At 63.6% G+C, this 22,105-nt stretch carries 26 protein-coding genes; 17 read left to right on the top strand and 9 right to left on the bottom strand.

Annotated elements, in window-relative coordinates; translation table 11 throughout:
- Positions 1-165 precede the first annotated feature (165 nt).
- Both ABMA59_RS00995 and ABMA59_RS00990 read right to left on the bottom strand, forming a co-directional pair.
- The gene (locus ABMA59_RS00995) at positions 166-378 is read right to left on the bottom strand and encodes a cold-shock protein (protein WP_349003424.1); all 213 of its coding nucleotides are present in this window, start codon (positions 376-378) and stop codon (positions 166-168) included.
- A 425-nt stretch (positions 379-803) separates the two neighbouring features.
- Positions 804-1,016 carry a cold-shock protein gene (locus tag ABMA59_RS00990; RefSeq protein WP_308059115.1) on the bottom strand — a complete coding sequence of 71 codons (213 nt, stop codon included), beginning with the start codon at positions 1,014-1,016 and terminating at the stop codon, positions 804-806.
- A gap of 402 nt (positions 1,017-1,418) precedes the next feature.
- On the opposite strand from ABMA59_RS00990, the gene ABMA59_RS00985 reads away from it, so the two are divergent.
- Complete coding sequence (locus tag ABMA59_RS00985; RefSeq protein ID WP_349003423.1) at positions 1,419-1,982, top strand: Kazal-type serine protease inhibitor domain-containing protein; 564 nt, start codon at positions 1,419-1,421, stop codon at positions 1,980-1,982.
- A gap of 73 nt (positions 1,983-2,055) precedes the next feature.
- On the opposite strand, the gene ABMA59_RS00980 is transcribed toward ABMA59_RS00985, so the two are convergent.
- The gene (locus ABMA59_RS00980; RefSeq protein ID WP_349003422.1) at positions 2,056-2,397 is read right to left on the bottom strand and encodes a hypothetical protein; all 342 of its coding nucleotides are present in this window, start codon (positions 2,395-2,397) and stop codon (positions 2,056-2,058) included.
- A gap of 221 nt (positions 2,398-2,618) precedes the next feature.
- Between ABMA59_RS00980 and pgeF the strand changes: the two genes are divergently transcribed.
- The 5 genes from pgeF (at position 2,619) to ABMA59_RS00955 (ending at position 6,873) form a co-directional block, all read left to right on the top strand.
- Positions 2,619-3,413, top strand: coding sequence for a peptidoglycan editing factor PgeF (gene pgeF, locus ABMA59_RS00975; RefSeq protein WP_349003421.1), 795 nt, complete (start codon positions 2,619-2,621; stop codon positions 3,411-3,413).
- Positions 3,413-4,564 carry a M24 family metallopeptidase gene (locus ABMA59_RS00970; RefSeq protein WP_349003420.1) on the top strand — a complete coding sequence of 384 codons (1,152 nt, stop codon included), beginning with the start codon at positions 3,413-3,415 and terminating at the stop codon, positions 4,562-4,564. The genes pgeF and ABMA59_RS00970 overlap by 1 nt, the downstream gene beginning before the upstream one ends.
- A gap of 61 nt (positions 4,565-4,625) precedes the next feature.
- Entirely contained in the window at positions 4,626-5,201 is a 576-nt protein-coding gene (locus tag ABMA59_RS00965; RefSeq protein WP_425475860.1) for a hypothetical protein, read from the top strand.
- Between the two features lie 108 nt (positions 5,202-5,309).
- Positions 5,310-6,245 carry a ribose-phosphate pyrophosphokinase gene (locus tag ABMA59_RS00960; protein ID WP_349003418.1) on the top strand — a complete coding sequence of 312 codons (936 nt, stop codon included), beginning with the start codon at positions 5,310-5,312 and terminating at the stop codon, positions 6,243-6,245.
- A 1-nt stretch (position 6,246) separates the two neighbouring features.
- Complete coding sequence (locus tag ABMA59_RS00955) at positions 6,247-6,873, top strand: ATPase (protein WP_349003417.1); 627 nt, start codon at positions 6,247-6,249, stop codon at positions 6,871-6,873.
- Between the two features lie 62 nt (positions 6,874-6,935).
- Here the strand turns inward: ABMA59_RS00955 and chrA are convergent, their stop codons facing one another.
- The 3 genes from chrA to ABMA59_RS00940 all read right to left on the bottom strand — a co-directional run bounded on the left by chrA (position 6,936) and on the right by ABMA59_RS00940 (position 9,979).
- Positions 6,936-8,285 carry a chromate efflux transporter gene (gene chrA / locus ABMA59_RS00950; RefSeq protein WP_425475853.1) on the bottom strand — a complete coding sequence of 450 codons (1,350 nt, stop codon included), beginning with the start codon at positions 8,283-8,285 and terminating at the stop codon, positions 6,936-6,938.
- Positions 8,286-9,098 carry a chromate resistance protein ChrB domain-containing protein gene (locus tag ABMA59_RS00945; RefSeq protein ID WP_349003416.1) on the bottom strand — a complete coding sequence of 271 codons (813 nt, stop codon included), beginning with the start codon at positions 9,096-9,098 and terminating at the stop codon, positions 8,286-8,288.
- Positions 9,099-9,364: 266 nt separating this feature from the next.
- The gene (locus ABMA59_RS00940) at positions 9,365-9,979 is read right to left on the bottom strand and encodes a hypothetical protein (RefSeq protein ID WP_349003415.1); all 615 of its coding nucleotides are present in this window, start codon (positions 9,977-9,979) and stop codon (positions 9,365-9,367) included.
- 128 nt (positions 9,980-10,107) lie between these two features.
- Between ABMA59_RS00940 and ABMA59_RS00935 the strand changes: the two genes are divergently transcribed.
- The 3 genes from ABMA59_RS00935 (at position 10,108) to pth (ending at position 12,801) form a co-directional block, all read left to right on the top strand.
- Entirely contained in the window at positions 10,108-11,163 is a 1,056-nt protein-coding gene (locus ABMA59_RS00935; RefSeq protein ID WP_349003414.1) for an NAD(P)-dependent oxidoreductase, read from the top strand.
- Positions 11,164-11,414: 251 nt separating this feature from the next.
- Entirely contained in the window at positions 11,415-12,050 is a 636-nt protein-coding gene (locus tag ABMA59_RS00930; RefSeq protein WP_349003413.1) for a 50S ribosomal protein L25/general stress protein Ctc, read from the top strand.
- Positions 12,051-12,075: 25 nt separating this feature from the next.
- Entirely contained in the window at positions 12,076-12,801 is a 726-nt protein-coding gene (gene pth / locus ABMA59_RS00925; protein ID WP_349003412.1) for an aminoacyl-tRNA hydrolase, read from the top strand.
- Between the two features lie 6 nt (positions 12,802-12,807).
- Here the strand turns inward: pth and ku are convergent, their stop codons facing one another.
- The gene (ku, locus tag ABMA59_RS00920; RefSeq protein WP_349003411.1) at positions 12,808-13,632 is read right to left on the bottom strand and encodes a non-homologous end joining protein Ku; all 825 of its coding nucleotides are present in this window, start codon (positions 13,630-13,632) and stop codon (positions 12,808-12,810) included.
- A 138-nt stretch (positions 13,633-13,770) separates the two neighbouring features.
- On the opposite strand from ku, the gene ABMA59_RS00915 reads away from it, so the two are divergent.
- From ABMA59_RS00915 to ABMA59_RS00900, 4 genes are all read left to right on the top strand, one after another.
- Positions 13,771-14,028 (top strand): hypothetical protein, encoded by a 258-nt coding sequence (locus tag ABMA59_RS00915; RefSeq protein WP_349003410.1) that lies wholly within the window; start codon positions 13,771-13,773, stop codon positions 14,026-14,028.
- Complete coding sequence (locus ABMA59_RS00910) at positions 14,015-14,464, top strand: PIN domain-containing protein (protein WP_349003409.1); 450 nt, start codon at positions 14,015-14,017, stop codon at positions 14,462-14,464. The genes ABMA59_RS00915 and ABMA59_RS00910 overlap by 14 nt, the downstream gene beginning before the upstream one ends.
- Before the next feature lie 10 nt (positions 14,465-14,474).
- Positions 14,475-15,578 carry a redox-regulated ATPase YchF gene (gene ychF, locus ABMA59_RS00905; protein ID WP_349003408.1) on the top strand — a complete coding sequence of 368 codons (1,104 nt, stop codon included), beginning with the start codon at positions 14,475-14,477 and terminating at the stop codon, positions 15,576-15,578.
- A 175-nt stretch (positions 15,579-15,753) separates the two neighbouring features.
- On the top strand, positions 15,754-16,644 hold the full coding sequence (locus tag ABMA59_RS00900) for an MBL fold metallo-hydrolase (RefSeq protein WP_349003407.1): 891 nt from the start codon (positions 15,754-15,756) through the stop codon (positions 16,642-16,644).
- Positions 16,645-16,729: 85 nt separating this feature from the next.
- On the opposite strand, the gene ABMA59_RS00895 is transcribed toward ABMA59_RS00900, so the two are convergent.
- Positions 16,730-17,260 carry a DUF1097 domain-containing protein gene (locus tag ABMA59_RS00895; RefSeq protein ID WP_349003406.1) on the bottom strand — a complete coding sequence of 177 codons (531 nt, stop codon included), beginning with the start codon at positions 17,258-17,260 and terminating at the stop codon, positions 16,730-16,732.
- Positions 17,261-17,532: 272 nt separating this feature from the next.
- Here ABMA59_RS00895 and corA point away from each other — a divergent pair, with 272 nt between their 5' ends.
- From corA to ABMA59_RS00880, 3 genes are all read left to right on the top strand, one after another.
- Complete coding sequence (gene corA / locus ABMA59_RS00890) at positions 17,533-18,507, top strand: magnesium/cobalt transporter CorA (protein ID WP_349003405.1); 975 nt, start codon at positions 17,533-17,535, stop codon at positions 18,505-18,507.
- Between the two features lie 203 nt (positions 18,508-18,710).
- Complete coding sequence (locus ABMA59_RS00885; RefSeq protein WP_349003404.1) at positions 18,711-19,169, top strand: MaoC family dehydratase; 459 nt, start codon at positions 18,711-18,713, stop codon at positions 19,167-19,169.
- The gene (locus ABMA59_RS00880; protein WP_349003403.1) at positions 19,166-19,633 is read left to right on the top strand and encodes a MaoC family dehydratase; all 468 of its coding nucleotides are present in this window, start codon (positions 19,166-19,168) and stop codon (positions 19,631-19,633) included. Before ABMA59_RS00885 ends, ABMA59_RS00880 begins: the two co-directional genes overlap by 4 nt.
- Before the next feature lie 156 nt (positions 19,634-19,789).
- Here the strand turns inward: ABMA59_RS00880 and ABMA59_RS00875 are convergent, their stop codons facing one another.
- On the bottom strand, positions 19,790-21,253 hold the full coding sequence (locus tag ABMA59_RS00875; protein ID WP_349003402.1) for a calcium-binding protein: 1,464 nt from the start codon (positions 21,251-21,253) through the stop codon (positions 19,790-19,792).
- A gap of 491 nt (positions 21,254-21,744) precedes the next feature.
- Here ABMA59_RS00875 and ABMA59_RS00870 point away from each other — a divergent pair, with 491 nt between their 5' ends.
- A complete protein-coding gene (locus ABMA59_RS00870) occupies positions 21,745-21,966 on the top strand; it encodes a hypothetical protein (RefSeq protein ID WP_349003401.1) in 222 nt (73 codons plus the stop codon).
- The last annotated feature ends 139 nt before the right edge of the window (positions 21,967-22,105 follow it).

Raw genomic sequence — 22,105 nt, 5'->3', positions numbered from 1 at the left:
CAAGCTGAACGAACCGTCGGGCGGAATGATGGCCACCCGTAACCAACCGGTGATCGGCAGTGATTTGCCGCACGGCACATGCCGCGACGAAACGGAGCCGCACCTTCGCGGCGACGGGACACTTCGACACTGGCCTGCCTGTCGAACCGGACAGGGCCTCGTGAGTCAGCCGATGGTCAGGTTGACCGCCTTGGGACCCTTGCCGCGCTTGTCCGGTTCGGTATCGAAGCTCACCTTCTGGCCGTCTTCGAGGCCTGGCAGGCCGGAAGCCTGGACCGCAGAAATATGGACGAATACGTCCTTGGCGCCATCGTCGGGCGTGATGAAACCGAAGCCCTTTGCATGGTTGAAGAACTTGACGGTGCCGTGCTGCGGCATGGGTAACTCCTTGTAACGCCATAGAAAGAAGCCCGGCGGGGTTCCTGCCCACACGGCTCCCGGTCATTCGGCAAGGAGAAGAAATTGCCTGGTCGCGCTGGGGGGCCTGGCCGATGCCCTCTATTCTTTGTTGCCGCGCTTCGTCGGCGCTTCCGCAAGCAACCGCCGCATGCCATTCCCGTCTCCGGGCCTGCAAAATGCCCGAGAACGAAATTAGTCCTTCATTTTTGCGAAAGGGGCAAGCGAAAATCTTCCCCGCCCGCACCGTTGCGCGACGAAGTTGCCTGGAAAACCAAGGTGCAGCGGTCTGACAAGCCGGAGGAACCGGTTTAGGCACCGCAGGGATGTTTCAGATACAAAATCGGCGCGGCGGTCAAACCGCCACGCCGCGCTTGTCGTTGGGCCACTTCAGGACAGGCGCGGTCTCAGGATGCGCGCAGGTTGACGGCCTTCGGTCCCTTGCCCATGCGGTCCGGCTCGACGTCGAAGGAAACCTTCTGGCCGTCGACCAGCGTGCGCAGGCCTGACTTCTCGATCGCCGAGATATGCACGAAGACGTCCTTGGCGCCGCCGTCCGGCGTGATGAAGCCGAAACCTTTGGTAGCGTTGAAGAACTTGACGGTTCCCGTCTGGGACATGGGGGAAAGCTCCTTCACCCGTTGCGGTTGTCCCGGCGCGTATCACGGGATGCCCCGGAGACCCGACACCGGCGTAAGCTTGGCGACCATGCAATCCGCCCCCGCCAACAAGGGGCCGTCAGATATTCACAGTATCGGGGAAAGGTTTCGTCCAAAAACGGTCCAGTCTCCGGGTAAGCAAATGCCCGAACACGAAATGTATCGCATGGAAATGTGCCTTTCGCAAGCCGCAAGCCAGTCTTTGCAAGGCTTTGCGCATTAGTCGGCTCCGCAAGGCCATGGTCTCGGTCGGCCCAGACGGCCCCATGCAACCGTCGCCGCCTGTATGGGGATTGCATTCGCACTCGAAATGCCGATCATCCCGGCCACATCCGGCTGCGTCGGAGCCGAGGGAGGACGAGCATGCGTTTGCTGTCGAGGATCAAACTGCGCGACGCGGTGCTCGCCCTGGCGCTTGTCGTCCTTGCGGCGTGTACGGTCGCGGTCGAGGATTCCGGCCCAAGGCCCCGCCCGATCCCCGACGGCGGCTTCTGCACCCGCGAATTCGACCCGGTCTGCGGGCGGCGCGGCGGCGACCAGCGGACGTTCGCCAACGCCTGCCTCGCCGACAATGCCGGTTTCCGGATCGTGCGGCGCGGCGAATGCCGCCGCAGCGACGATCGCGACCAGCCTCGCGCCTGCACCCGCGAATACGATCCGGTCTGCGCGCGGCGCGGCGGCGACCGCCAGACCTTCTCCAACGCCTGCGTCGCCGAAGCCGCCGGCTACCGCGTGATCGACCGCGGCGAATGCCGTCGTGGCGGTGGCGGTGGCGGTGGCGGTGGCGGTGGCGGTGAAGAGCCTCGTTTCTGCACGCGCGAATACAAGCCGGTGTGCGCGCGGCGCGGTGGCGATGTCCGCACCTTCCCCAACGCCTGCGAGGCCGAATCCGCCCGCTACCGGATCGTCAGCGACGAACCCTGCTGACCTTCACGTGCGGATCGTCCAGCGCGTCGGCGCGGTGGGTTCTATGCCCGCCGCGCCTTGTCGCTCGGACAAATCAGTTGCTGTGGCTGACGACACGCACCGCGCAGTCAGGCCCGACATGGCGGTGCCAGACCGGCACGCCGCCGATGCGGTGCAAGCGCACGTCGCGGTGGCAGTCGCGGACGACCGGGCCGCCGCCGGCGCGGATCGGCGCACAGTCGCGCTTGTGAAAATGCGTGACCGTCCGGCCGTATTCGGGCACGTAGTGGCGGCGTACATCGGCATGACAACCGCCAGCCTGCACTACGACCGGTCCGCGCATTCCCGGCGCGGACGGCATTGCCGCACCGGCACTGGCTGCACCGGCGAAGGACGGCAGCAGCATCACGGCGGCAACGGCCAAAAATCTGTTCATGTCCGATCCCGGATAACGACATGCCGCCGACACAGTGCAAAGCGCCACCTATGATACAGTCGGTTATTAACAATCCTTTGATCCGCGTGCCCCGTGCCGAGTCGCTAGCGGGAACGCCGGTTGACTCGGTGCGTGGCGTGGCCCAACTTCCCGCGCCGAGGGATCGGCGCGAAAGAATTTCGCCTTGACGGTCCCCATGCTCACGGACGACAAGGCGGCGGATGACAGACCAGCACAAGCCCGACCCGCTGCGCTCGCCCCTGCTCGACGAAGCGCGTCCACGCGGCATCCGCCATGGCTTTTTCACCCGCAAGGGCGGCGTTTCCGAGGGCATCTATCGCGGCCTCAACATCGGCAACGGTTCCGCCGACGACGCGCATAGGGTCGCGGAAAACCGTCGCCGCGTGGCGCAATGGATGGGCGTGGCGCCGGATGCGCTGCTTTCGGCCTACCAGGTCCACTCCCCCGACGTCATCGTGGCGACCGGCCCGCTTCCCTCTCCCCGACCGCAGGCCGACGCCCTCGTGACCGACCGGCCCGGTCTGGCGCTTGGTGCGACCTCCGCCGATTGCGGACCCGTCCTCTTCGCCGACGCCGGTGCAAGGGTGATCGGCGCGGCCCATGCCGGCTGGAAAGGCGCCTTCACGGGGGTTTTGGAAAACACCGTCGCGGCCATGGAGAAGCTAGGCGCGACGCGAAAAAATATCCTGGCCGTGCTTGGCCCGTCGATCGGTCCCGCGAATTACGAGGTCGGCCCGGAATTCGTCGACCGCTTCGTGGAGGCCGACGCCGGCAACGCCGCCTATTTTGTGCCGTCCGAAAAACCCGGCCATGCCTTGTTCGACCTCAACCGCTACACCGTCGACCGGCTGCGCAAGACCGGCGTCACGGCGGATGCGCTGAACCGCTGCACCTATGCCGAGGAAGACCTGTTCTTCTCCTATCGCCGCACGACGCACCGCAAGGAAGCGGATTACGGCCGGCTGATCTCGGCCATCGTCTTGGAGGAAATCTGATGGCCCTGCATTTCGAGCGCTCCGAATTCGACGCCCGGCGCGACCGCCTGGTCATCGAGATGGCGGAAAAGAAGATAGACGCCATGCTGCTGTTCGCGCAGGAAAGCATGTACTGGCTGACCGGCTACGACACATTCGGCTTCTGCTTCTTCCAATGCCTGGTGCTGAAGGCCGACGGCTCCATGGTGCTGCTCACCCGGTCCGCCGATTTGAGGCAGGCCAAGCACACCTCGACCATCGACAACGTCGTCGTCTGGCTCGACCGCGAGAAGGCCAATCCGGCGCTCGACCTGCGCAATCTGCTCAACGACCTCGGTCTGCTCGGCGCCCGCATCGGCGTCGAATACGACACGCATGGGCTCACCGCCTATAACGGCCGGCGGCTCGACGAGCAGCTTTCGACCTTCGGCCAGATTGTCGACGCCTCGGGCATTGTCCCCCGGCTGCGCCAGTTCAAGAGCCCGGCGGAGATCGTGAAGGCCGAGCGCGCCGCAGCGCTTTCCGACGAGGCCCTGGATGCGGCGCTGCCGCTCATTGTCCAGGGCGGCGACGAGGGCGCGATCCTGGCTGCCATGCAGGGCGCGATTTTTGCCGGCGGCGGCGACTATCCCGCCAACGAATTCATCATCGGCTCGGGCGCCGACGCCCTGCTCTGCCGCTACAAGGCCGGCCGGCGCAAACTCACCAAGAACGACCAGCTGACCCTGGAATGGGCCGGCGTGTTCCACCACTACCATGCGCCGATGATGCGCACGGTGCTGACCGGCAAGGCATCGAAACGGCATCAGGAACTGTTCGAGGCTGCCCGCGACGCACTGGCGGCGGTGGAAAAGGCGATGGCGCCCGGCAACACGTTCGGCGACGTGTTCGACGCCCATTCCCGCACGATCGAGGCGCACGGTCTCACCCGGCACAGGCTGAACGCCTGCGGCTATTCGGTCGGCGCCCGCTTCACGCCGAGGTGGATGGACACGCCGATGTTCTATCAGGGCAACACGGAACCCATCGCCCCCAACATGACGCTGTTCGCCCATATGATCATCATGGATTCCGAGACCGAAACGGCAATGACGCTGGGCCGCACATACCTGACCACCGAAACGCAGCCCAAGCCGCTCTCCCGCCATGATCTCGACTTGATCGTGAAGTGAATCGTCGGTCGACTAAAGGGTTTTCGTATTGAAACCATGGCTTGAGGGCAAAAGGCGCATGATGCCGGCCGCGGCGCTGCTGCTCGCCGCAGCCTCTCTTGCGGCCTGTTCCAGTACACAGGACGTGCTGGAACCTTCGGCGATAACGCCGACCACCGCTTCCACCACACCCGACCCGTCGGCGCCTCCCTCGCAGACGGCGGCTGGCCAGCCTTCGGCCATTCCGCCAAGGGCGGCCGCGGCGACTCCAGCGCAAACGGCCGCCGTTGCGAGCGCGCGCGTCCAGATCGCTCCCATCGTCGGCACCTCGGTCGAAGCCGCGACCTCCCTGTCCGAGCGCCTGGCGGCGGCGGCCCGGCAACGCGGCATCCGCATGGTGGGCAGCGCCGACCCGGCCGCCACCCTGCAGCTCAAGGGCTACTTCACGCCGCTGGTCGAGGGCAAGGAAACGACCGTCATCTATGTGTGGGACGTCTACGATCCGACCGGCAACCGCGTCCACCGCATATCGGGCCAGCAGAAATCGGCCTCGGCGGGCGGCGCGGGCTGGGCGGCGGTGCCCGCGGCCTCCATGCAGGCGATCGGCGACGCCACCATCGAACAACTCGCCACCTGGCTCGGCAGCCGCTCCGGGTGAGCCAGAGGCCCGAAACAGCGTATTTGTCGGGACAACCTGCCGCGTTGCGCTTGCAATGGCGCGGCGGGCGGTTAAAAGCCCGCTGATCCATCCCTTCGGAAACGGCACATGAAACTTTTTGCGGGCAACTCCAACAGGACCCTGGCAGAGGGAGTAGCCCGCTACCTGAATATACCGATCGGCAAGGCGACGGTCCGGCGCTTCGCCGACCAGGAGATTTTTGTCGAGATCCAGGAGAACGTGCGCGGCGAGGACGTCTTCATCCTGCAGTCGACGTCTTTCCCGACCAACGATCACCTGATGGAACTGCTGATCATGATCGACGCCTTCATGCGGTCGTCGGCGCGGCGCATCACGGCGGTCATCCCCTATTTCGGCTATGCGCGCCAGGACCGCCGAGCCTCGGGCCGCACGCCGATCTCGGCAAAGCTGGTCGCCAACATGATCGCGCGCGCCGGCGCTAACCGCGTGCTGACGCTTGACCTGCATGCCGGCCAGATTCAGGGTTTCTTCGACATCCCCACGGACAACCTGTTCTCGGTGCCGGTCATGGCCCGCGACGTGAAGTCGAAATACAAGCAGCTTGCCAACGTCGTCGTGGTGTCGCCCGACGTCGGCGGCGTGGTCCGCGCCCGCGCGCTCGCCAAGCGCGTCGACGCGCAGCTTGCCATCGTCGACAAGCGCCGCGAGCGGCCGGGCGAGTCGGAAGTCATGAACATCATTGGCGACGTGAAAGGCAGGGACTGCCTGCTGTTCGACGATATCGTCGATTCCGGCGGCACTCTGTGCAACGCCGCCGACGCGCTGCTGGAAAAAGGTGCCAGCAGCGTGACGGCCTACATCACCCATGGCGTGCTGTCGGGCGGCGCGGTGGCGCGCATCACCGGCTCGAAACTGCAGGAACTGGTGATCACCGATTCGATCCAGCCGACGCAGGCCGTCGGCGACGCCCACAACATCCGCGTCGTTTCCATCGGCGACCTGATCGGCGAGGCGATCTCACGCACCGCGACGGAGGAATCCGTCTCCAGCCTGTTCGATTGAAATGACAAACGGGCCGAAACGGTTCTGGCTGATCGCAGGCCCGAATGGTGTCGGCAAGACCACCTATGCTTTCCGCAACGTGCCCGCCGTCAGCGGCTCCACCAACTTCGTCAATCTCGACGAGATTGCCCGCGGCCTGTCTCCGCTCGAACCGCGCAAGGCGGAGCGCGAAGCCGCGCGGATCGTACTCGCCCGTGCCCGGGACTTCATCGGCCGTCGGGAAGTCTTCACCGTGGAGACGACGATGTCCGGCCAAACGCATCTGGCCTTGATGCGGGAGGCAAAGGCAGCGGGATTATCGCCGACCTTGCTGTATTTCAGCGTCCGAGATCCCGATATCTGCCTGCAGCGCATCGCACGCCGTGTCGCCGAAGGCGGGCACGACGTGCCGGAGCCGATCGTGCTGCGGCGTTTTCAGCGGAGCCACGAAAACCTTCCCGCCTATTGCGCCGCCGCCGATCTTTGGCGCATCTATGAGGCTTCCGGCGTTCGGCCTTGCCTTGCCGCCGAAGGTCAAGGCAGCACCGTGGTCCACCGCGACGCCGACAGTTTGGCAGGCGCCAACGACTATGTGCGCGGCTTCGTCGGGCAGGCGGGCGGATTGGCCTCCGGCAATCTTCAAGATTGAGGCCGGTCATCGCGGGCTTCGACAGCCACGTCCGAACGACCCCGGCCCGGCGGCGCCGGGCTTTAGAGGCCGCCCAGCATCCCCGCCACCGCCGCCAATGCCAGCACCAGGATCATGTTGGCCTTCAGCCGCAGCAGTGCGACCGCGGCGGCGAGCGCAATCAGCGCGGCCAGCCAGTCGAAGCTGGAAAAGTCAGGCAGCGGCACCGCAAATGGCCCGGCGGCGATTTCGTCGACCTTGCCGAACAGCACATGCAGGCCGAACCAGACTGCAAGATTGGCAATGATGCCGACCACCGCCGCCGTCACGGCGGCGAGGGCTGCCGCCAGCCAGCGCACACGGCGCACCGTCTCGACATAGGGCGCACCGACGAAAATCCACAGGAAGCAGGGCACGAAGGTGAACCATAAGGTCACCGCCGCCCCCGCCAGCCCACCCGACAGCGGGTCGAGCCCGGAAAGCCTGGCGCCCCCCAGGAAAGCGACGAAGACCAGCACAAGGATCAGCGGTCCGGGCGTGGTCTCGGCCAGCCCCAGCCCGGTCAGCATTTCGTCCGGTTTCAGCCAGCCATAGACCTCGACGGCCTGCTGCGCGACATAGGCCAGCACCGCATAGGCGCCGCCGAAGGTGACCATCGCCATTTTCGAGAAGAACCCGGCTTCGGCGGCGAACACGTGGCTGCCGCCAAAAGCGCTATAAAGCGCCGCCAGCGGCACCAGCCAGATCGCCAGCCAGATGGCGAGTGTGGAGGCAAAACGCCGCCAGCTTGGCCGCGCCCATTCCGGCACGCCGTTGTCCGGCGCGGTCCCCGCCGAAGTCCCCTTCGCCTCTCCTGTGAGCAGGTGCCGCACCGCGCCAATAGCCGCCGCAACGAGAATGATCAGCGGGAACGGCAGCTTCAGGAACGCGATGGCGACGAAGGCAGCGATGGCGATAAGCACCGCCGGCAGGTCGAGCAGCGCCCGCCGCGACACTTTTACCAGCGCCTCCAGTACCACGGCCAGCACCGCAGCCTTCAGTCCGAACAGGAAACCCTGAACGAGCGTCACATGGCCGACGAGCAGGTAGATCGCCGACAGCGCGATGATGATCGCGGCGCCAGGCAAGACGAACAGCAGCCCGGCGATCAGCCCGCCGCGCACGCCATGCAGCAGCCAGCCGGAATAGGTGGCGAGCTGCATCGCTTCCGGGCCAGGCAGCAGCATGCAGTAGTTCAGCGCATGCAGGAAACGCGGTTCGTCCAACCAGCGTTTTTCGTCGACCAGGATGCGATGCATCAGCGCGATCTGCCCGGCCGGGCCGCCAAAGGACAGCAGGCCGATCTTGCCGAAAACCCGCGTCGCCTCGCCAAGGCTCGGCTGCGCGTTCAAGGCAATCGAGGTCGTTTCCGGTTCGTCCGACATGCGGTCCATCTACGCCGCCCTCGCCGGCCAGTTGTGCGTCTCGCCGGTGGCATGGCGGCACCAGCCGTAAAGGGCGTCGTAAAGGACCATTCCTTTTTCCAGTTGCGCGAGGTCATCCGGTTCCGTGGCCGACAGGCCGAGCGAGATGGCAAGCAGCCCCGCCGCCTGCGGTTCGAGATCCAGGCGCGCGGTGTCGGCGCCGCGGACGATCCTCGCCAGATGCAGGAGCGCCGGATCGGCAAGGCCGAACTCGGCGATCAGCGTGTCGAAGGTGCAGTCGTCGCCGCGATGCGAATAAAACACGTCCTTGACGTCGAACGGTATCCAGCCGGTCTCCCCGGCGATGTCGGCCACCCATTCGGCGGCGACGAAATGGAACACCGCGAACGGATCGATGAACCGGCGTATCAGCCAGGGGCAGGCGATACGGTCGATCTTCGGCCGCTCCCTCGTCACCCAGACGCTCGGTTCGGGAAGATTGGCATCGATGCCATGCGCCTCGCGCGCGGCGGTCTGGCCTTTTGCCGCAATCCAGGCATCAAGCCCGCCTTCGAGCACAGCCGCATCGACGCCGGCGGCAATCAGATTCGCCACCGCTATCTCGCTGACATTGTGACCATGCGCGCAATAGACCACGATCGGTTGTCGATCCGGTGACAAAGGCGGGGATTCGCCGGCCTTCATGTGGTCGCGCCAGATGGCGCCGGCGATGCGAAGCGGGGACGCGGCGAGGGCCGCCGGCCTTCGCACATCGACGAACAAGGGCGACCGGCTGGTGCCGACGAGCGGAATAAGGTCAGAGGGCGAGAGATAGCGAGGCATGGATTTCCTCCGCATAGGTTGCGAAGGCGGAACTTGGGCAAAAGCCTCACGGGGAGTCCACCATGCCCCCGATCAGGCAAGCATAGCTCTTGCCGTGCCCTTGTTCAACGCAAAATCCCGTGCAGAACCGGCAGGCCGGCGTGCGCCGCGGCGCCGATCAGCATCGCCATCCCGGCACGTCGCCTTGATCGCTGTGCCGAGCGGAATACGCCGCGCGCGTTTGGCCTTAGGGCGATCCAGCGACGGCGGCGGCCGAACGTTCAAATTCACATCGGCGGCGCGACGCCATTGTTGCCGACGACCACGCGGCTCGCCGTCAGTGCGCCGCCCGCGCCGCGTTCGGCAAAGGCGAACACGGCGACGCCCGGTTTCAGGTCGGCCTCCGTCGCCGGCGCGAAGGTGACGATCGGCACGTTGGCCGGGATCGAGATTTTTCGCTGCTGGCCGCTATAGGAAAGCGTCACGGTGCGGCCGTCGACATCCGACACGGCTTCGTCGACCGTGCCATTGGTCATGCTGCTGTTGGGCTGCAGGTCCCAGGGACGGCTCCCCTCGCCGGCGCCCTTCATGGCGGCGGGAAAGATCACCACTTCCAGCGCGCCCGCGGTTCCGTCCGCCTTTGGCGCGGAGGCGATGCCGAGGAAATCGCCCGTCTTGATGTCACTGAGCGAGGCGCCCTTGACGCCGGAAATCTTCCAGCCGTCCGCCAGCGTGATCGCCGCCGTGTCGCCCTCGCGCGTCTTCACCGTGAGCGCGGATCCCTCGACGCCGGCGACGGTGCCGCGGATGCGGACATTGTCCGCCGCCAGGCTTGCGGAAACTCCGGCCATGATCAATCCCATGGTGACCGTCAGCCGGATCGACAGCTTTTTCGTGAGCATTTCGGCAATCTCCGTCTGGAGGAAGATGAGCTTCGCACGGATTGCGCCCGAACCCGCGTCAAATGAACTTGATCGGCATTTGACAAACGAAGCGGGCGCCCGCTGTCTTCCCGGAGGGTGCGGTTTGAATGTCTCCTTCCGACCCCATTGCGGACATTGGTGTCAGCCGCAATCCTGACAAGCTGTGCCGCTCGCTGACCTCTGTTCCGCCGAGACTCGGCTCAGAGTGGCCAAGCTCTGACAAGGGAGACATGACTATAAAGGTCGGGTTCATCGGCTTGGGTACGATGGGACGCAACGCTGCGATCAATGTTGCCCGGAAGGGCTTTGACATGGTCGTCTACGACGTACGTCCGGAGGCCGTGAAGCCGCTCGTGGAGCAAGGTGCAAAAGCAGGAAACAGCCCCGCCGACGTGCTCGAACGGGTCGATGTTGTGGTTACGATGGTTTTCGGCCCGAAGGAGATCGAAGCGGTCGTCCGTGGTGACGCTGGCTTCCTCACGGCTGACGCAAAGGGAAAATACTGGATTGACCTCACAACCAGCAGCCCCAACCTCATGCGCTCGCTTGGGGCGGAGTTCCGTGCCAAGGGCGGGCATCCGGTAGACGCACCCGTTACGGGATCGGTCGATGCTGCAATCCGTGGCGACATGCCTATGTTTGTCGGCGGGGATGATGCCGACGTTGAACACGTCCGCCCCGTCATCGAGGCGATGGGAGAGGTGCGCAAGGTTGGAAAACACGGCAATGGCTATGTGGCCAAACTCGTGAACAACCAGCTTTGGAAAATCCATGCCGCAGCGATCGGCGAGGCGATGGTCACGGCGAAGCTCGCCGGGCTCGAACCGGACGTATGGTGGAACGTCATGAAGGGCGGAGCGGCGGACAGCTTTGTCATGCAGCATGACGTCCCCTCGATATTCGCGGGACACTATGATCCTTCATTCCCGATTGCACTGTGCCTGAAGGATTTGAGCCTGATCGAGGAACTGATGACGGAGACAGGGACCCGCAATGAACTGACCCGCGCCACCCACGATCGCTTCAAAGAGGCGGGAGCGCGCTACGGGATGGGTGCCGGCGAAATGACGGTCTGTAAAATCATCGAGGACGACGCGAACATCGACCTTCGCGTGGCTGGAGATTGGATAGCACCTTGGGAAGTGAAAGCTCCGACTGCGTAAGTGCGCTTGCGACCCACCGGAAACGCGACCGAACCCCATCTCCCCCGACCTTGCGCTGTCCCGCCCTCTCCGCTATAGGACCGCCACCCGCGTAGACACCCTTGGAGGCAACGCGGGCGATCGCCGCCGTCTTCGCATGGTCCTGCTCCGGCTTCCGGAACGGACTTCTTGCGCCGAAGGCGGCTTTCGACGTTTCCGGCACAGCCCGTCAGGGAAACCGGAGGCGCTCCAATAACGCGAAAGGAAAAGCCATGAGCGAAACATACGAGCTCAAGGCCGACGCGCGCGAACAGGTCGGTAAGGGGTCCGCCCGTGCAGTTCGCCGCGAAGGTAAAGTGCCCGCAGTCATCTACGGAGACAAGCAGCCTCCCCTGGCGATCGCTCTCTCCTACAAGGACGTCTACTACAAGATCCACGGCGGCGGTTTTCTGACCACGGTCGCCACGATCGACGTCGGCGGCCAGAAGATCCAGGTCCTCCCCAAGGACTACCAGCTTGACCCGGTCAAGGACACGCCGATGCATGTCGACTTCCTGCGGGTCGGCAAGGACACCGAGGTCAATGTCGAGGTGCCCGTGCACTTCGTCAACGAGGACAAGTCGCCCGGCATCAAGCGCGGCGGCGTGCTCAACATCGTACGCCACGAGATCGAGTTCCACTGCCCGGCCAACGCCATCCCGGAATTCATCACCGTCGATCTCACCGGTGCCGACATTGGCGATTCCATCCACATCTCGTCGGTGAAGCTGCCGGCAGGCGTGCGCCCGGTCATCCATGAGCGCGACTTCACCATCGCCACCATCGCCGGCTCGTCGGCGATGAAGCCCGAGACCGAGGCAACCGACGCCGCTGCCCCGGCCGCCCCGGCGGCGGCCGCCACGGAGTAAGCCTCACGCGCCCGGGAACGACGCCATGCTTGTCTTCGCTGGCCTCGGCAACCCGGGCGCGCAATATGCCAACAACCGGCACAATGTCGGCTTCATGGCGGCGGACGCGATCGCCCGCCGCCATGGTTTTTCGCCCTGGTCGAAGAAATTCCAGGGCCTGATCGCCGACGGCACGGTCGACGGCGAGAAGGTGCTGCTGATCAAGCCGCAGACTTTTATGAACCTGTCCGGCCAGTCGGTCGGCGAGGCGCTGCGCTTCTACAAGCTGCCGGCTTCGGCGCTCACCGTGCTTTATGACGAGATCGAGCTCGCCGCCGGCAAGGTGCGGGTCAAGACCGGCGGCGGCGCTGCCGGCCACAACGGCATCCGCTCGCTCGACCAGCATGTCGGCAAGGATTTTCGCCGCGTGCGCATCGGCGTCGGCCATCCCGGCGTCAAGGAACTCGTGCACGGCCATGTGCTCGGCGATTTTTCCAAGGCCGACGGCGAATGGCTCGAGCCGCTGCTGGACGCGATTGCCGGCAATGCCGGACTGCTGGCCAAGGGCAACGACAACGAATTCATGAACCGCGTCACGCTGGCGCTGCGCGACGCGCTGCCGCCTACCGGCGAGCACGACCGGCCGCCGCCCAAGGCGCCGAAGCCGCAGAGCCACATCCGCCAGGCGCGGCCACAACAGCCGACCGTACAGGTGCCGGAATCCGGGCCGATGGCGGCGATGTTGAAGAAGCTGTTCGGCAATAAGGGGTGAGGCGCGCTACGCCGCCTTGCCCCTCTTTGTCGCCCCCTTCCCGCGCGAAATCCCTTCCTTTTCCAGGCTCTTGCGCAGCACGTCGGCAAGGTTGACGACGTTCTCCTTCGGCTTCGGAGCAGGTTTCGGCGGCGCCTTGCCCTGCTGCTTGGCCTTGATCATCTCGATCAGGGCGTTCTCGTAAGTGTCCTCGAATTTCGACGGATCGAACTTCGTTTTCTTCTTGTCGATCAGGAGTTCGGCGATCTCGATCATCTCCGGGTCGGTCTTCACCTTTTTCAGCCCGTCGAACACGCTGCCGGCCTCGATCATCTCATTGTGGTTGCGCAGCGTCGTCATCAGCAGCGCGTCGCCCTCGGGCTGGATCAGCACCTCGCGCCCGCGCTGGTAAAGCACGATGCAGGATCGCGCCGCCGCCTTCTTCCGCCGCAGCGCCTCGCGGATCACCGCGAAAGGCTCGCGCGCCGCCGGGTCGGCCGGCACGACGTGATAGGGCTTATCGAGATAACGCTGGTCGACCGCGTCGAGATCGACGAAATTTTCCGCCTCCAGCGTGTGCTCGGAACTCAGCTTCAGCGCCTTGATCTCGTCTGGCTCCAACAGCAGGAACTCGCCATTGTCGAGTTCAAAACCCTTCACCTGGTCGCCGGTCTCCACCACCTTGTCCGTGCCCTCGTCGAGGTAGGCGCTTTTCACCGGTTCGCGGGTTTTGCGGCTGAGGATGCGGAAATGGATTTTTTCGGACTCAGACGTCGCACCGACCAGCTTGATCGCGCATGCGACCGAACCGAATTTCAAAAAACCCTTCCAGACCGCGCGCGGAGCAACCATCGCCTTCTTCCGTTCTGACCCAATTCCCTCGAACGGAAGGTGGAAAGATTCGTTCCGACGCGCCTTCACAAAGCCATTTGCGGAGCGGTTCGCCAACGGTTATGTTACACGAGCTTCGTGTTTTCGTGAGATCGTGAAATGAAGAACGTTACCATTTCAATGGATGACGAGTTGGCACGGCTTACCCGCATTGCGGCCGCGCGAGCCGGCCAGAGTGTATCCAAATATCTCGCCGAAGCAGCGAGGGAAAAAATGAAAGCCGACGACGACGTAACCGAGACGCAGCGACGCAATATACAACTTGAAGCGCTCGAACGCATATGGGCAGGTCCCAAGTGGGATGTGACGGAAAACGGCCGGATGCCGACCGCCGAGGAGCGCAATGCCAGGCGTTAAGGTCTTCGTCGACACGAACGTCTTGCTCTATTCGCACGACAAAAGGGATCCCAAGAAGCTGGAGACGGCGCGGGAATGGTTGCGGCAACTTACGATCGGCCAAGCGGCTGCCGTGAACCTGCAAGTTCTCAACGAGTTGACGGACGTGCTCCTCAGGAAGAAATGGCTTGCCGATCCCGAGACCGTCTTCTCGATGATCGGGCAACTTTCGAAGCTGGGCGACAGCCCCTTGACGCAACGCGAGGTGGCGGCGGCACGCGCGCTCCACATCGCCCACCGCTACTCCTGGTGGGATTGCCTGCTGCTCGCCTCTGCACTGGAACTCGGCTGCACGCACTTCCTGTCGGAGGATTTGCAGGACGGCCAGACGATCCGAGGCTTGACGATCGTCGATCCTTTCGCCCATAGCCCTGATCAAATTCTGATCTCCCGGTAGGACCAAGACTATGGGTTTCAAATGCGGCATCGTTGGGCTGCCCAACGTTGGCAAGTCGACGCTGTTCAACGCGCTGACGCGCACCGCCGCGGCGCAGGCCGCGAACTATCCGTTCTGCACCATCGAGCCGAACACCGGCGAGGTGGCGGTGCCCGATCCGCGCCTGCAGAAGATCGCGGCGGTGGCGAAATCGAAGGAGATCATTCCGACCCGCATCTCCTTCGTCGACATTGCCGGCCTGGTGCGCGGCGCATCGAAGGGCGAAGGATTGGGCAACCAGTTCCTCGCCAACATCCGCGAGGTCGACGCCATCGTGCATGTGCTGCGCTGCTTCGAGGACGACGACATCACCCATGTCGAGGGCCGCATCAATCCGGTGGCCGACGCCGAGACCGTCGAGACCGAGCTCATGCTCGCCGACCTGGAAAGCCTCGAGCGCCGCATCGTTCAGTTCCGCAAGCGCGCCCAGAGCAAGGACAAGGAAGCGCTGACGGTGCTGCCGGTCATGGAGAAGGCGCTGGAACTGCTGCAGGAAGGCAAGCCGGCGCGGGTTATGCTTTCCGGCATCGCCGCCGAGGACCTGCGCACGCTCCAGGGCCTGAATCTTCTGACGGCGCATCCGGTGCTTTACGTCTGCAACGTCGCCGAGGCCGACGCCGCCACCGGCAACGAACACACCAAGGCGGTTGAAAAAATGGCCGAGGCGCAGGGCGCCCGCACCGTCGTCATTTCGGCGGCGATCGAAGCCGAGGTCGCCCAGCTTCCCGACGACGAGGAACTCGAATTCCTGGCCTCGATGGGGCTTGAGGAGCCGGGCTTGGACAAGCTGATCCGTGCCGGCTACGACCTCCTGCACCTGATCACCTATTTTACCGCCGGCCCGAAGGAGACCCGCGCCTGGACGATTTTGAAGGGCACAAAGGCGCCGCAGGCCGCCGGCGTCATCCACACCGATTTCGAGCGCGGTTTCATCCGCGCCCAGACCATCGCCTATGACGACTTCATCGGCCTCGGCGGCGAGGTCGCGGCCAAGGAAGCGGGAAAAGCCCGCGACGAAGGCAAGGAATACGTCGTGCAGGACGGTGACGTGCTGCTGTTCAAGTTCAACACGTAAGTGCCTGGGACAGTTTACTTAATCCCGCTCGTGCCAGCCTTGAAGCGGAGCATCTCTGTGCGGAATGAAGTAAACTGTCCCCTGTGCCCTTCTCCAACCGCCGACCTCGTGTGGACCGATTTCGGGTTGTCAGATAGACCGGGCAAAACTGTCCCCGGCATTCAACGTCGCCCCCATGACAAAACACCTGCGTACCCTGCACCCCACCGAAGGCATCCTTGCCTTCTATGATGGCCGCGTGGACGGCTACCGGTTTGCGCCGGAGTCGAACTGGGTGGATGACGGTGCCCTATCGTTGGGCATCGCCAGCTACGCAATCGTCGATGGCGATGAAGCGCTGGTCTACGACACGCACATCTCCATCGATCACGCGCGCACCATTCGCGCCACGCTGGAAGCGCTGGGCGTGTCGAAATTCACCGTCGTGCTCAGCCACTGGCATCTCGACCACGTCGCCGGCACCGACGCTTTCGCCGATTGCGAGATCATCGCAAACGGTCGCACAGCCGCGCATCTGGCAAGCCGCAAGGCGGCCATCGAGGCCGGCACGCTGGAAGGCCCTCCGGCGATCGATCCGCTGATCCTGCCGACACGATTGTTCGACGGCCACCTGTCGCTGAAGATCGGCAATCGCGTGGTCGAGCTGATCGAGTTGAACATCCACAGCGACGACGCGACCGTGCTCTGGCTGCCGAAGCAGCGGCTGCTGCTTGCCGGCGATACGCTGGAGGACACAGTCACCTATGTCGGCGAGCCGGAGAATTTCGACCGGCATCTCGCGGACCTGCAAAGGCTGGCGGCGCTCGACCCGGCTTCGATCCTGCCGAACCATGGGGATTCCGACATCATCGCGGGCGGCGGCTATGCCAACACGCTGATCGCGGCGACCGAGCAGTATATCAGGGCACTACAACGCGCCGCGCGCGAGCCGGACATGCGAAAGCTCGCGCTCAAGGAATTCGTCGCGCCGCAACTCGAAGCGGGCTGGATCCGCTATTTCGCTCCGTATGAGGACGTCCATCGCAACAATGTGATGGCCGCGCTTCGGGCGGCGCAAGAGGCGTAACAAACCCAGCTCAGGACGGTGTCCTGCCATTCAAGTCAAGCCTCTCCCGCGCCGGCGATATGCCGTCGGCGCGGGAGAAATGACGTCAAGCGGTCGCCTTGCTCGCCGTGCCGGCGAGCGCGCCGCCGACCTTTTCGGAGACGAAGCCGAACAGCGCCCCGATCACCATCGACACGACGATGTTGATCAGTGCGTTGTCGACGACCGAGACCGTCAGCAGCGTTCCCAGCTTGCCGGCAAGCAGGGTGTAGCCGGCGACGCAGGCGAAGCCGTAGACGGAAGACGGTATGCTACCCAATGCCTGCACATTCGCGCCGATCACCAGGACCGCTGCGCCGATCCCGACCAGTATGCCGGCGGCGATAGGGACGCCGAGCGACGGCGCCAGCGAACCGAGCAGGATCAGCACGACCCACGCGACGACGGCGCCAAAAATATGCGCCGGAATGTTAGTCCTGAGCGCGGCCTGCGTGCCGCCCGAATGATAATAGGCGGCCCAGGCGATAAAGCCCGCCCATATCTGCAGGCCCGCCATCCCCAGCGGCCCCACATACAGCCAGGTGGCGATCCCACCCAGCACACCAATGCTTATTGCAAGTGCAGTCAGTAGTGGCATGCGCTTCCTCCCGAAGTATTTGAAGCCGGCGGCAAGTTGGCAATGCCAGGTTGCAGGCCGACTCGGTATTCGGTGCCCTCGAAGCAATCTCATTTTTTGCGATGCCTGATCTTTGTGCAATCGTACTTTCGGTCGGATTGCCGGCGGTCCAGCTGATCGACCGGACGGATGACGGCCGGCTTGACGGCGTAGGTTCCCGGGTTTATCCGGCCCGTGCGCCCGGCCAGGCCCGGCGTCGCGCATCCTCTCGGCTCAAATCAGGGAATCCGGCGATGATCAGAGCCTTCGTCACGGACAAGGACCGGCTGCGTCAGGTGCCCGACCTGTTCGACATGCATGAGAAAATTGTGTGGGCCGATCTCATGCAGCCCACCAAGGAAGAAGAGGCGGCGATCGAGAAATGGATCGGCGTCGACGTGCCGACGCGCGAGGAGATGGAAGAGATCGAGATCTCGTCGCGCCTCTATTCCGAGGATGGCGCCTATTTCATGACCGCGACGCTGCCTGCCCATGCCGATGGCGAGACCCACGTCATGGGCCCGGTGACTTTCGTGCTGGCCAAGGGCAAGCTGATCACCGTGCGCTACCACGAGCCCCGCGCCTTCAAGACCTTTCCGATGCGCGCCGAGAATGCAAACCTGAACTGCATGGACGGCCAGTCGATCCTGATTGCCCTTCTGGAGGCGATCGTCGACCGGCTGGCCGACCTTTTGGAGCGTGCCAGCAGCGACGTCATCGACATTTCGCACCGCATCTTCCATCCCACCGAGAAGAAGGCGTCGAAGCGCGATCAGGGTTTCCAGATCATCCTGCGCCAGATCGGCCGGGAGGAACTGTTCATCTCCAACATCCAGGACAGCCTCGTCAGCCTGCAGCGCGTCACCGGCTTCCTCGGCAACATCACCATTGCCGATCCCCATGAGAAGGAACTGCGGGCGCGGGTGAAGACACTATCGCGCGACATCCTTTCACTGACGGCGCATGCCGAGTCGCTGTCCCAGAAGATCATCTTCCTGCTCGACGCGACGCTCGGCATGATCAACATCGAGCAGAACGCCATCATCAAGATCGTCTCGGTCGCCGCCGTCGTGTTCCTGCCGCCGACGCTGGTCGCCTCCATCTACGGCATGAATTTCGATCTCATGCCCGAACTGAAATGGGAATACGGCTATCCGCTCGCCGTCGGCGTCATGGTGCTCGCAGCCGTGCTGCCCTTCTGGTGGTTCAAGCGGCGCGGCTGGCTATGACACTGGCCAGCGCGGCCTTCCTCTGCTAGGGCCTGTTGAGATTCAGGCCAGAGCGGGCTGCAAATGGTGTTTTTCTGCGCTTCCGGTGCTCACGTACTTTAAGTACGCTCCGCTCCGGTTCTCGAAACCCCCCATTTTCGCCTCGCCCTGACCAGAATCTCAACAGGCCCTGTGCGGCCACGCAGTTCGCGAGAGGGCGCCGCATGACGGACAAGCGTTGGGCCTATGAGGATTTCGAGGTGGGCGCCTCGATTCCGCTCGGCAGCAAGCTGGTGACAGCCGATGAGATCGTCGAGTTCGCAAGCGAATTCGACCCGCAACCCATGCATCTCGACGAAGAGGCCGGCAGGGCGAGCATCCTCGGCGGTCTGTCGGCGTCCGGCTGGCATAGCTGTGCGATGCTGATGCGCATGATCTGCGACGCCTACCTGCTGGATTCGACCTGCCAAGGATCACCCGGCGTGGACTTTGCGAAATGGCGCCGCCCGGTGCTGGCGGGCGACACGCTGAGCGGCAACAGCACCATAACCACCAAGCGGCTCTCCCAGTCGCGCCCGAAACTCGGCTTCGTCACTTTCAGATACGAATTGTTCAACCAGGACGGCGAAGCCGTGTTCGAATTGCAGAACACCGCGATGTTCCTGCGCAGTGAGCCGTCATGACCCTCGACGACTATCTTCAGATCGGGGTCACCGTGCCGATCGGCAGCTACAGCTTCACCGCCGAGCGGATAAAGGCCTTCGCCGCCAAATACGACCCGCAGCGCTTCCATATGGACGAGAACGAGGCCGAGCATTCGGTGTTCGGACGCCTGTGCGCCTCCGGCTGGCAGACGGCCGCCGCCTGGATGAAATGCAACCTCGCCACGCCAGTCAATAATGGCCGGCCGTGGCAGGGTGAAGGCCCCGCGCCGGAGTTCGGCCCCTCCCCCGGCTTTTCCAACATGAAGTGGCTGAAGCCGGTCTATGCCGGCGAAACGGTCTCCTACACCCGGACCGTGCTCAGCCACCGCCCGATGGCGAGCCGCCCCGGCTGGCGCCTGGTGTCACTGCGATCGGAAGGATTTGACACGGCTGGCGACAAGGTGATCGCGTTCGACAGCGCGGTGCTGGTTAAGGTGGATTGAAAACGCAAGGGCCTGCCTCGTTTTCGGAAGCAATCCTGATCCCTCTTCGTCTAACGGCAGGACATCGGCCTTTGACGCGGTGAACGTGGTTCGAACCACGGGAGGGAGCCAGCCTGGCCACGTCTCCGCGGCCAGGCGTGCCTTTCAGGCAAAGTTTCAGATGATCAGGAAGTCGGCGTTGGTTAGCGTCGGATTGCCGTCCAGCCTGGCGAAAAGCACATAGGTGCCGCCGCTCGCGCTGCCGTTGCTGTCGTAATAGAGTTCTCCCGTATCGGTCTCGTAGATGATGCGCTGGCTTGTGCCGGTCGCCAAACCGGTGGTGTTGGCGGTGAACTGCGCAGCGCTCAGCGTCGTCATCTCCGCCCCGGTGAGCTGGGTGAAAATGGCGTTTTCGAGCCAGATCGTGTCATTGCCGCTTTTGTTCATGTCCGTGATGCGGTCGACATTGGTTGTGCCGTTGAGCGCGGAACTGAAGACGAAGCGATCGTCGCCCAAGCCACCTGTCAGAAGATCGTTGCCGCCGTAACCCTTGATGGTGTCGTTGCCGGCGCTGCCGTCGATCCTGTTCGCGCCGTTGTCGCCGTTCAGCGCATCCGCATGGCCGGAGCCGAAGATGTTCTCGACCGAGGTGAAGGTGTCACCGGCCGCGTCTCCCTTGTTAACCGCGGGATTTGCGAAGCTCACGGTCACGCCCGCTGAAGCGCCGGCGTAGGACGCCGTATCGCTGCCCAGCCCCCCGCTTAGCCGGTCGGCGCCCTTGCCGCCGATGAGAGTGTCAGCGCCGTCCTGGCCATAGAGTGAATCGTTGCCGGAACCTCCGTTCAGGACGTTCGACCCGCCATTGCCGATCAGGCTGTCGGTCGAACTGCTGCCGGTCAGGTTTTCGATGGAGTTGAAGGTGTCGCCCGCCGCATCGCCGGTGTTCTGCGTGGCGTCCGCGAGGTTCACCTTCACACCCCCGCCCCCTGCGTATGAGGCGGTGTCGACGCCCGTTCCACCGCTCAGGTAATCCGCTCCAACACCGCCAAACAGTGTGTCGTCACCGTCCTGTCCATAAATCTTGTCGTTTCCGCCCCAACCGAACAGACGATCATTGTCGGCGGCGCCGCGGATGTCATCAATCGCGCTGCCGCCATCGAACACGTCGGCACCCGTGCTCCCGAAATAGGTGTACGGAAGACTGGCGATGAGGTTCTCGAGCGCAGTCGTGTCGTTGTTGTTGAAGACATCCAGGAAAGCGTTGCGCACCTGTGAATCGTTGAGATTCAGATTGAGACCCGTCACGTCGAACACGGTGTTGCCGCGCGGCGGATAAGTGCCGTTGAACGTCGCGCCGGCGCGCACGACGCTGAGCGAGGTGATGATCCCGGAATAGGGATAGAAGCCGATGAACGGGTCGTATCCAATGTTACTGCCCTGAACCACGATGGAATGGGGACTGAGCGAAAAGACGCCGGGCGAGGTCTGAGTGCTGTCCCCGAATATGAAGCCGTTGCTCGACTGAAACGAGAAATCGCCTCCGGCATCGTCCGATTCGATGATCGACTGCGTCAACTGGGCGTAAGGACTTCCCGAAAGATTTTCGCTCCGGGCAGAAACACGTTGCGTAACAATGGGCATGATGACCCCCCTTCCTTTTCAAACCGATCGGCCGTTGCCAAAACCCCTTTGGCCGATTCCACCTTCAATATGGCAGACGGTTGCCCGAGATGTCTGTGTCAAATTTAATACGTATGCTTGAGAAAACCTTTGACGTGAACCAAAAGAACGAAAGGTAATCTTGGCGGCTCGGTTCCCATCGGAGCGCTGGCCGTTATCTGGTGGCCCGGTGCGAACGTCCCGTCTTCGGGATGTCGTCTCCGCCGAGCGAGGTTCTGCGCGTCATATTGGCCACCGCCCGGGCGCCAGTCCGAAGCAGATCGTTGGCCTGCCTTGAGGACCAATCGTCAAGCCATCATCGAACGGTGGGGCACGGGCTTTGCATTGCGAAAGCGGTAGCCAAAGCCCCGCGCCGCCCCGGTCGACGATCGCGAACTGAAAATGCGAGGGAACTGAATTCGAACCAGGGCCGTTGCCCATCCGCAGACGGACCTGACGAAAAGGATGTCACGATGAGCGTGCAATGCATTGTCTATGTAGACGGAAGTTCGCAAGGCCATGCGGTGACGTTTCCCACGGTTCCCCACGTTGGCGAGAACCTTCAGATAATGAGCGCCGATGCGCCGGGCAATCTGACGGTTGAAACGGTCACCCACATTCCTTTGTCCGGCACGGACACCGAAGCGGGCGCAGCAGTTGAGATCCGGGCTTCGACACGACGGCTTGGGCACTAGAGGTCAAGAGAGCGCTCAATGCCTGATGGCGGAGCTGTCGATCGCCCGACTTCTTAGCAGATGGCAGCAGCTTGACAGTTGCAATTCCCCGGCGGGAAAGCGGTCCAGATGATTCACCCTGAGCGAAGATGCGCGAGAG

The organism is Mesorhizobium yinganensis, from assembly GCF_040081985.1.
Taxonomy (GTDB): Bacteria; Pseudomonadota; Alphaproteobacteria; order Rhizobiales; family Rhizobiaceae; genus Kumtagia; species Kumtagia yinganensis.
This window is presented reverse-complemented; position numbering and strand designations above follow the sequence as displayed.

What these genes read in the sequence shown, in the direction of transcription:
- ABMA59_RS00940 (WP_349003415.1), bottom strand. Translation starts at nt 9,979, where the DNA reads ATGCTCACGAAAAAGCTGTCGATCCGGCTGACGGTCACCATGGGATTG.
- ABMA59_RS00955 (WP_349003417.1), top strand. Translation starts at nt 6,247, where the DNA reads ATGACAAACGGGCCGAAACGGTTCTGGCTGATCGCAGGCCCGAATGGT.
- pth (WP_349003412.1), top strand. Translation starts at nt 12,076, where the DNA reads ATGCTTGTCTTCGCTGGCCTCGGCAACCCGGGCGCGCAATATGCCAAC.
- ABMA59_RS00935 (WP_349003414.1), top strand. Translation starts at nt 10,108, where the DNA reads ATGTCTCCTTCCGACCCCATTGCGGACATTGGTGTCAGCCGCAATCCT.
- ABMA59_RS00945 (WP_349003416.1), bottom strand. Translation starts at nt 9,098, where the DNA reads ATGCCTCGCTATCTCTCGCCCTCTGACCTTATTCCGCTCGTCGGCACC.
- corA (WP_349003405.1), top strand. Translation starts at nt 17,533, where the DNA reads ATGATCAGAGCCTTCGTCACGGACAAGGACCGGCTGCGTCAGGTGCCC.
- ABMA59_RS00930 (WP_349003413.1), top strand. Translation starts at nt 11,415, where the DNA reads ATGAGCGAAACATACGAGCTCAAGGCCGACGCGCGCGAACAGGTCGGT.
- ABMA59_RS00870 (WP_349003401.1), top strand. Translation starts at nt 21,745, where the DNA reads ATGAGCGTGCAATGCATTGTCTATGTAGACGGAAGTTCGCAAGGCCAT.
- ABMA59_RS00980 (WP_349003422.1), bottom strand. Translation starts at nt 2,397, where the DNA reads ATGAACAGATTTTTGGCCGTTGCCGCCGTGATGCTGCTGCCGTCCTTC.
- ychF (WP_349003408.1), top strand. Translation starts at nt 14,475, where the DNA reads ATGGGTTTCAAATGCGGCATCGTTGGGCTGCCCAACGTTGGCAAGTCG.
- ABMA59_RS00895 (WP_349003406.1), bottom strand. Translation starts at nt 17,260, where the DNA reads ATGCCACTACTGACTGCACTTGCAATAAGCATTGGTGTGCTGGGTGGG.
- ku (WP_349003411.1), bottom strand. Translation starts at nt 13,632, where the DNA reads ATGGTTGCTCCGCGCGCGGTCTGGAAGGGTTTTTTGAAATTCGGTTCG.
- ABMA59_RS00915 (WP_349003410.1), top strand. Translation starts at nt 13,771, where the DNA reads ATGAAGAACGTTACCATTTCAATGGATGACGAGTTGGCACGGCTTACC.
- ABMA59_RS00995 (WP_349003424.1), bottom strand. Translation starts at nt 378, where the DNA reads ATGCCGCAGCACGGCACCGTCAAGTTCTTCAACCATGCAAAGGGCTTC.
- ABMA59_RS00960 (WP_349003418.1), top strand. Translation starts at nt 5,310, where the DNA reads ATGAAACTTTTTGCGGGCAACTCCAACAGGACCCTGGCAGAGGGAGTA.
- ABMA59_RS00910 (WP_349003409.1), top strand. Translation starts at nt 14,015, where the DNA reads ATGCCAGGCGTTAAGGTCTTCGTCGACACGAACGTCTTGCTCTATTCG.
- ABMA59_RS00885 (WP_349003404.1), top strand. Translation starts at nt 18,711, where the DNA reads ATGACGGACAAGCGTTGGGCCTATGAGGATTTCGAGGTGGGCGCCTCG.
- ABMA59_RS00985 (WP_349003423.1), top strand. Translation starts at nt 1,419, where the DNA reads ATGCGTTTGCTGTCGAGGATCAAACTGCGCGACGCGGTGCTCGCCCTG.
- ABMA59_RS00970 (WP_349003420.1), top strand. Translation starts at nt 3,413, where the DNA reads ATGGCCCTGCATTTCGAGCGCTCCGAATTCGACGCCCGGCGCGACCGC.
- ABMA59_RS00880 (WP_349003403.1), top strand. Translation starts at nt 19,166, where the DNA reads ATGACCCTCGACGACTATCTTCAGATCGGGGTCACCGTGCCGATCGGC.
- ABMA59_RS00990 (WP_308059115.1), bottom strand. Translation starts at nt 1,016, where the DNA reads ATGTCCCAGACGGGAACCGTCAAGTTCTTCAACGCTACCAAAGGTTTC.
- pgeF (WP_349003421.1), top strand. Translation starts at nt 2,619, where the DNA reads ATGACAGACCAGCACAAGCCCGACCCGCTGCGCTCGCCCCTGCTCGAC.
- chrA (WP_425475853.1), bottom strand. Translation starts at nt 8,285, where the DNA reads ATGGACCGCATGTCGGACGAACCGGAAACGACCTCGATTGCCTTGAAC.
- ABMA59_RS00900 (WP_349003407.1), top strand. Translation starts at nt 15,754, where the DNA reads ATGACAAAACACCTGCGTACCCTGCACCCCACCGAAGGCATCCTTGCC.
- ABMA59_RS00965 (WP_425475860.1), top strand. Translation starts at nt 4,626, where the DNA reads ATGCCGGCCGCGGCGCTGCTGCTCGCCGCAGCCTCTCTTGCGGCCTGT.
- ABMA59_RS00875 (WP_349003402.1), bottom strand. Translation starts at nt 21,253, where the DNA reads ATGCCCATTGTTACGCAACGTGTTTCTGCCCGGAGCGAAAATCTTTCG.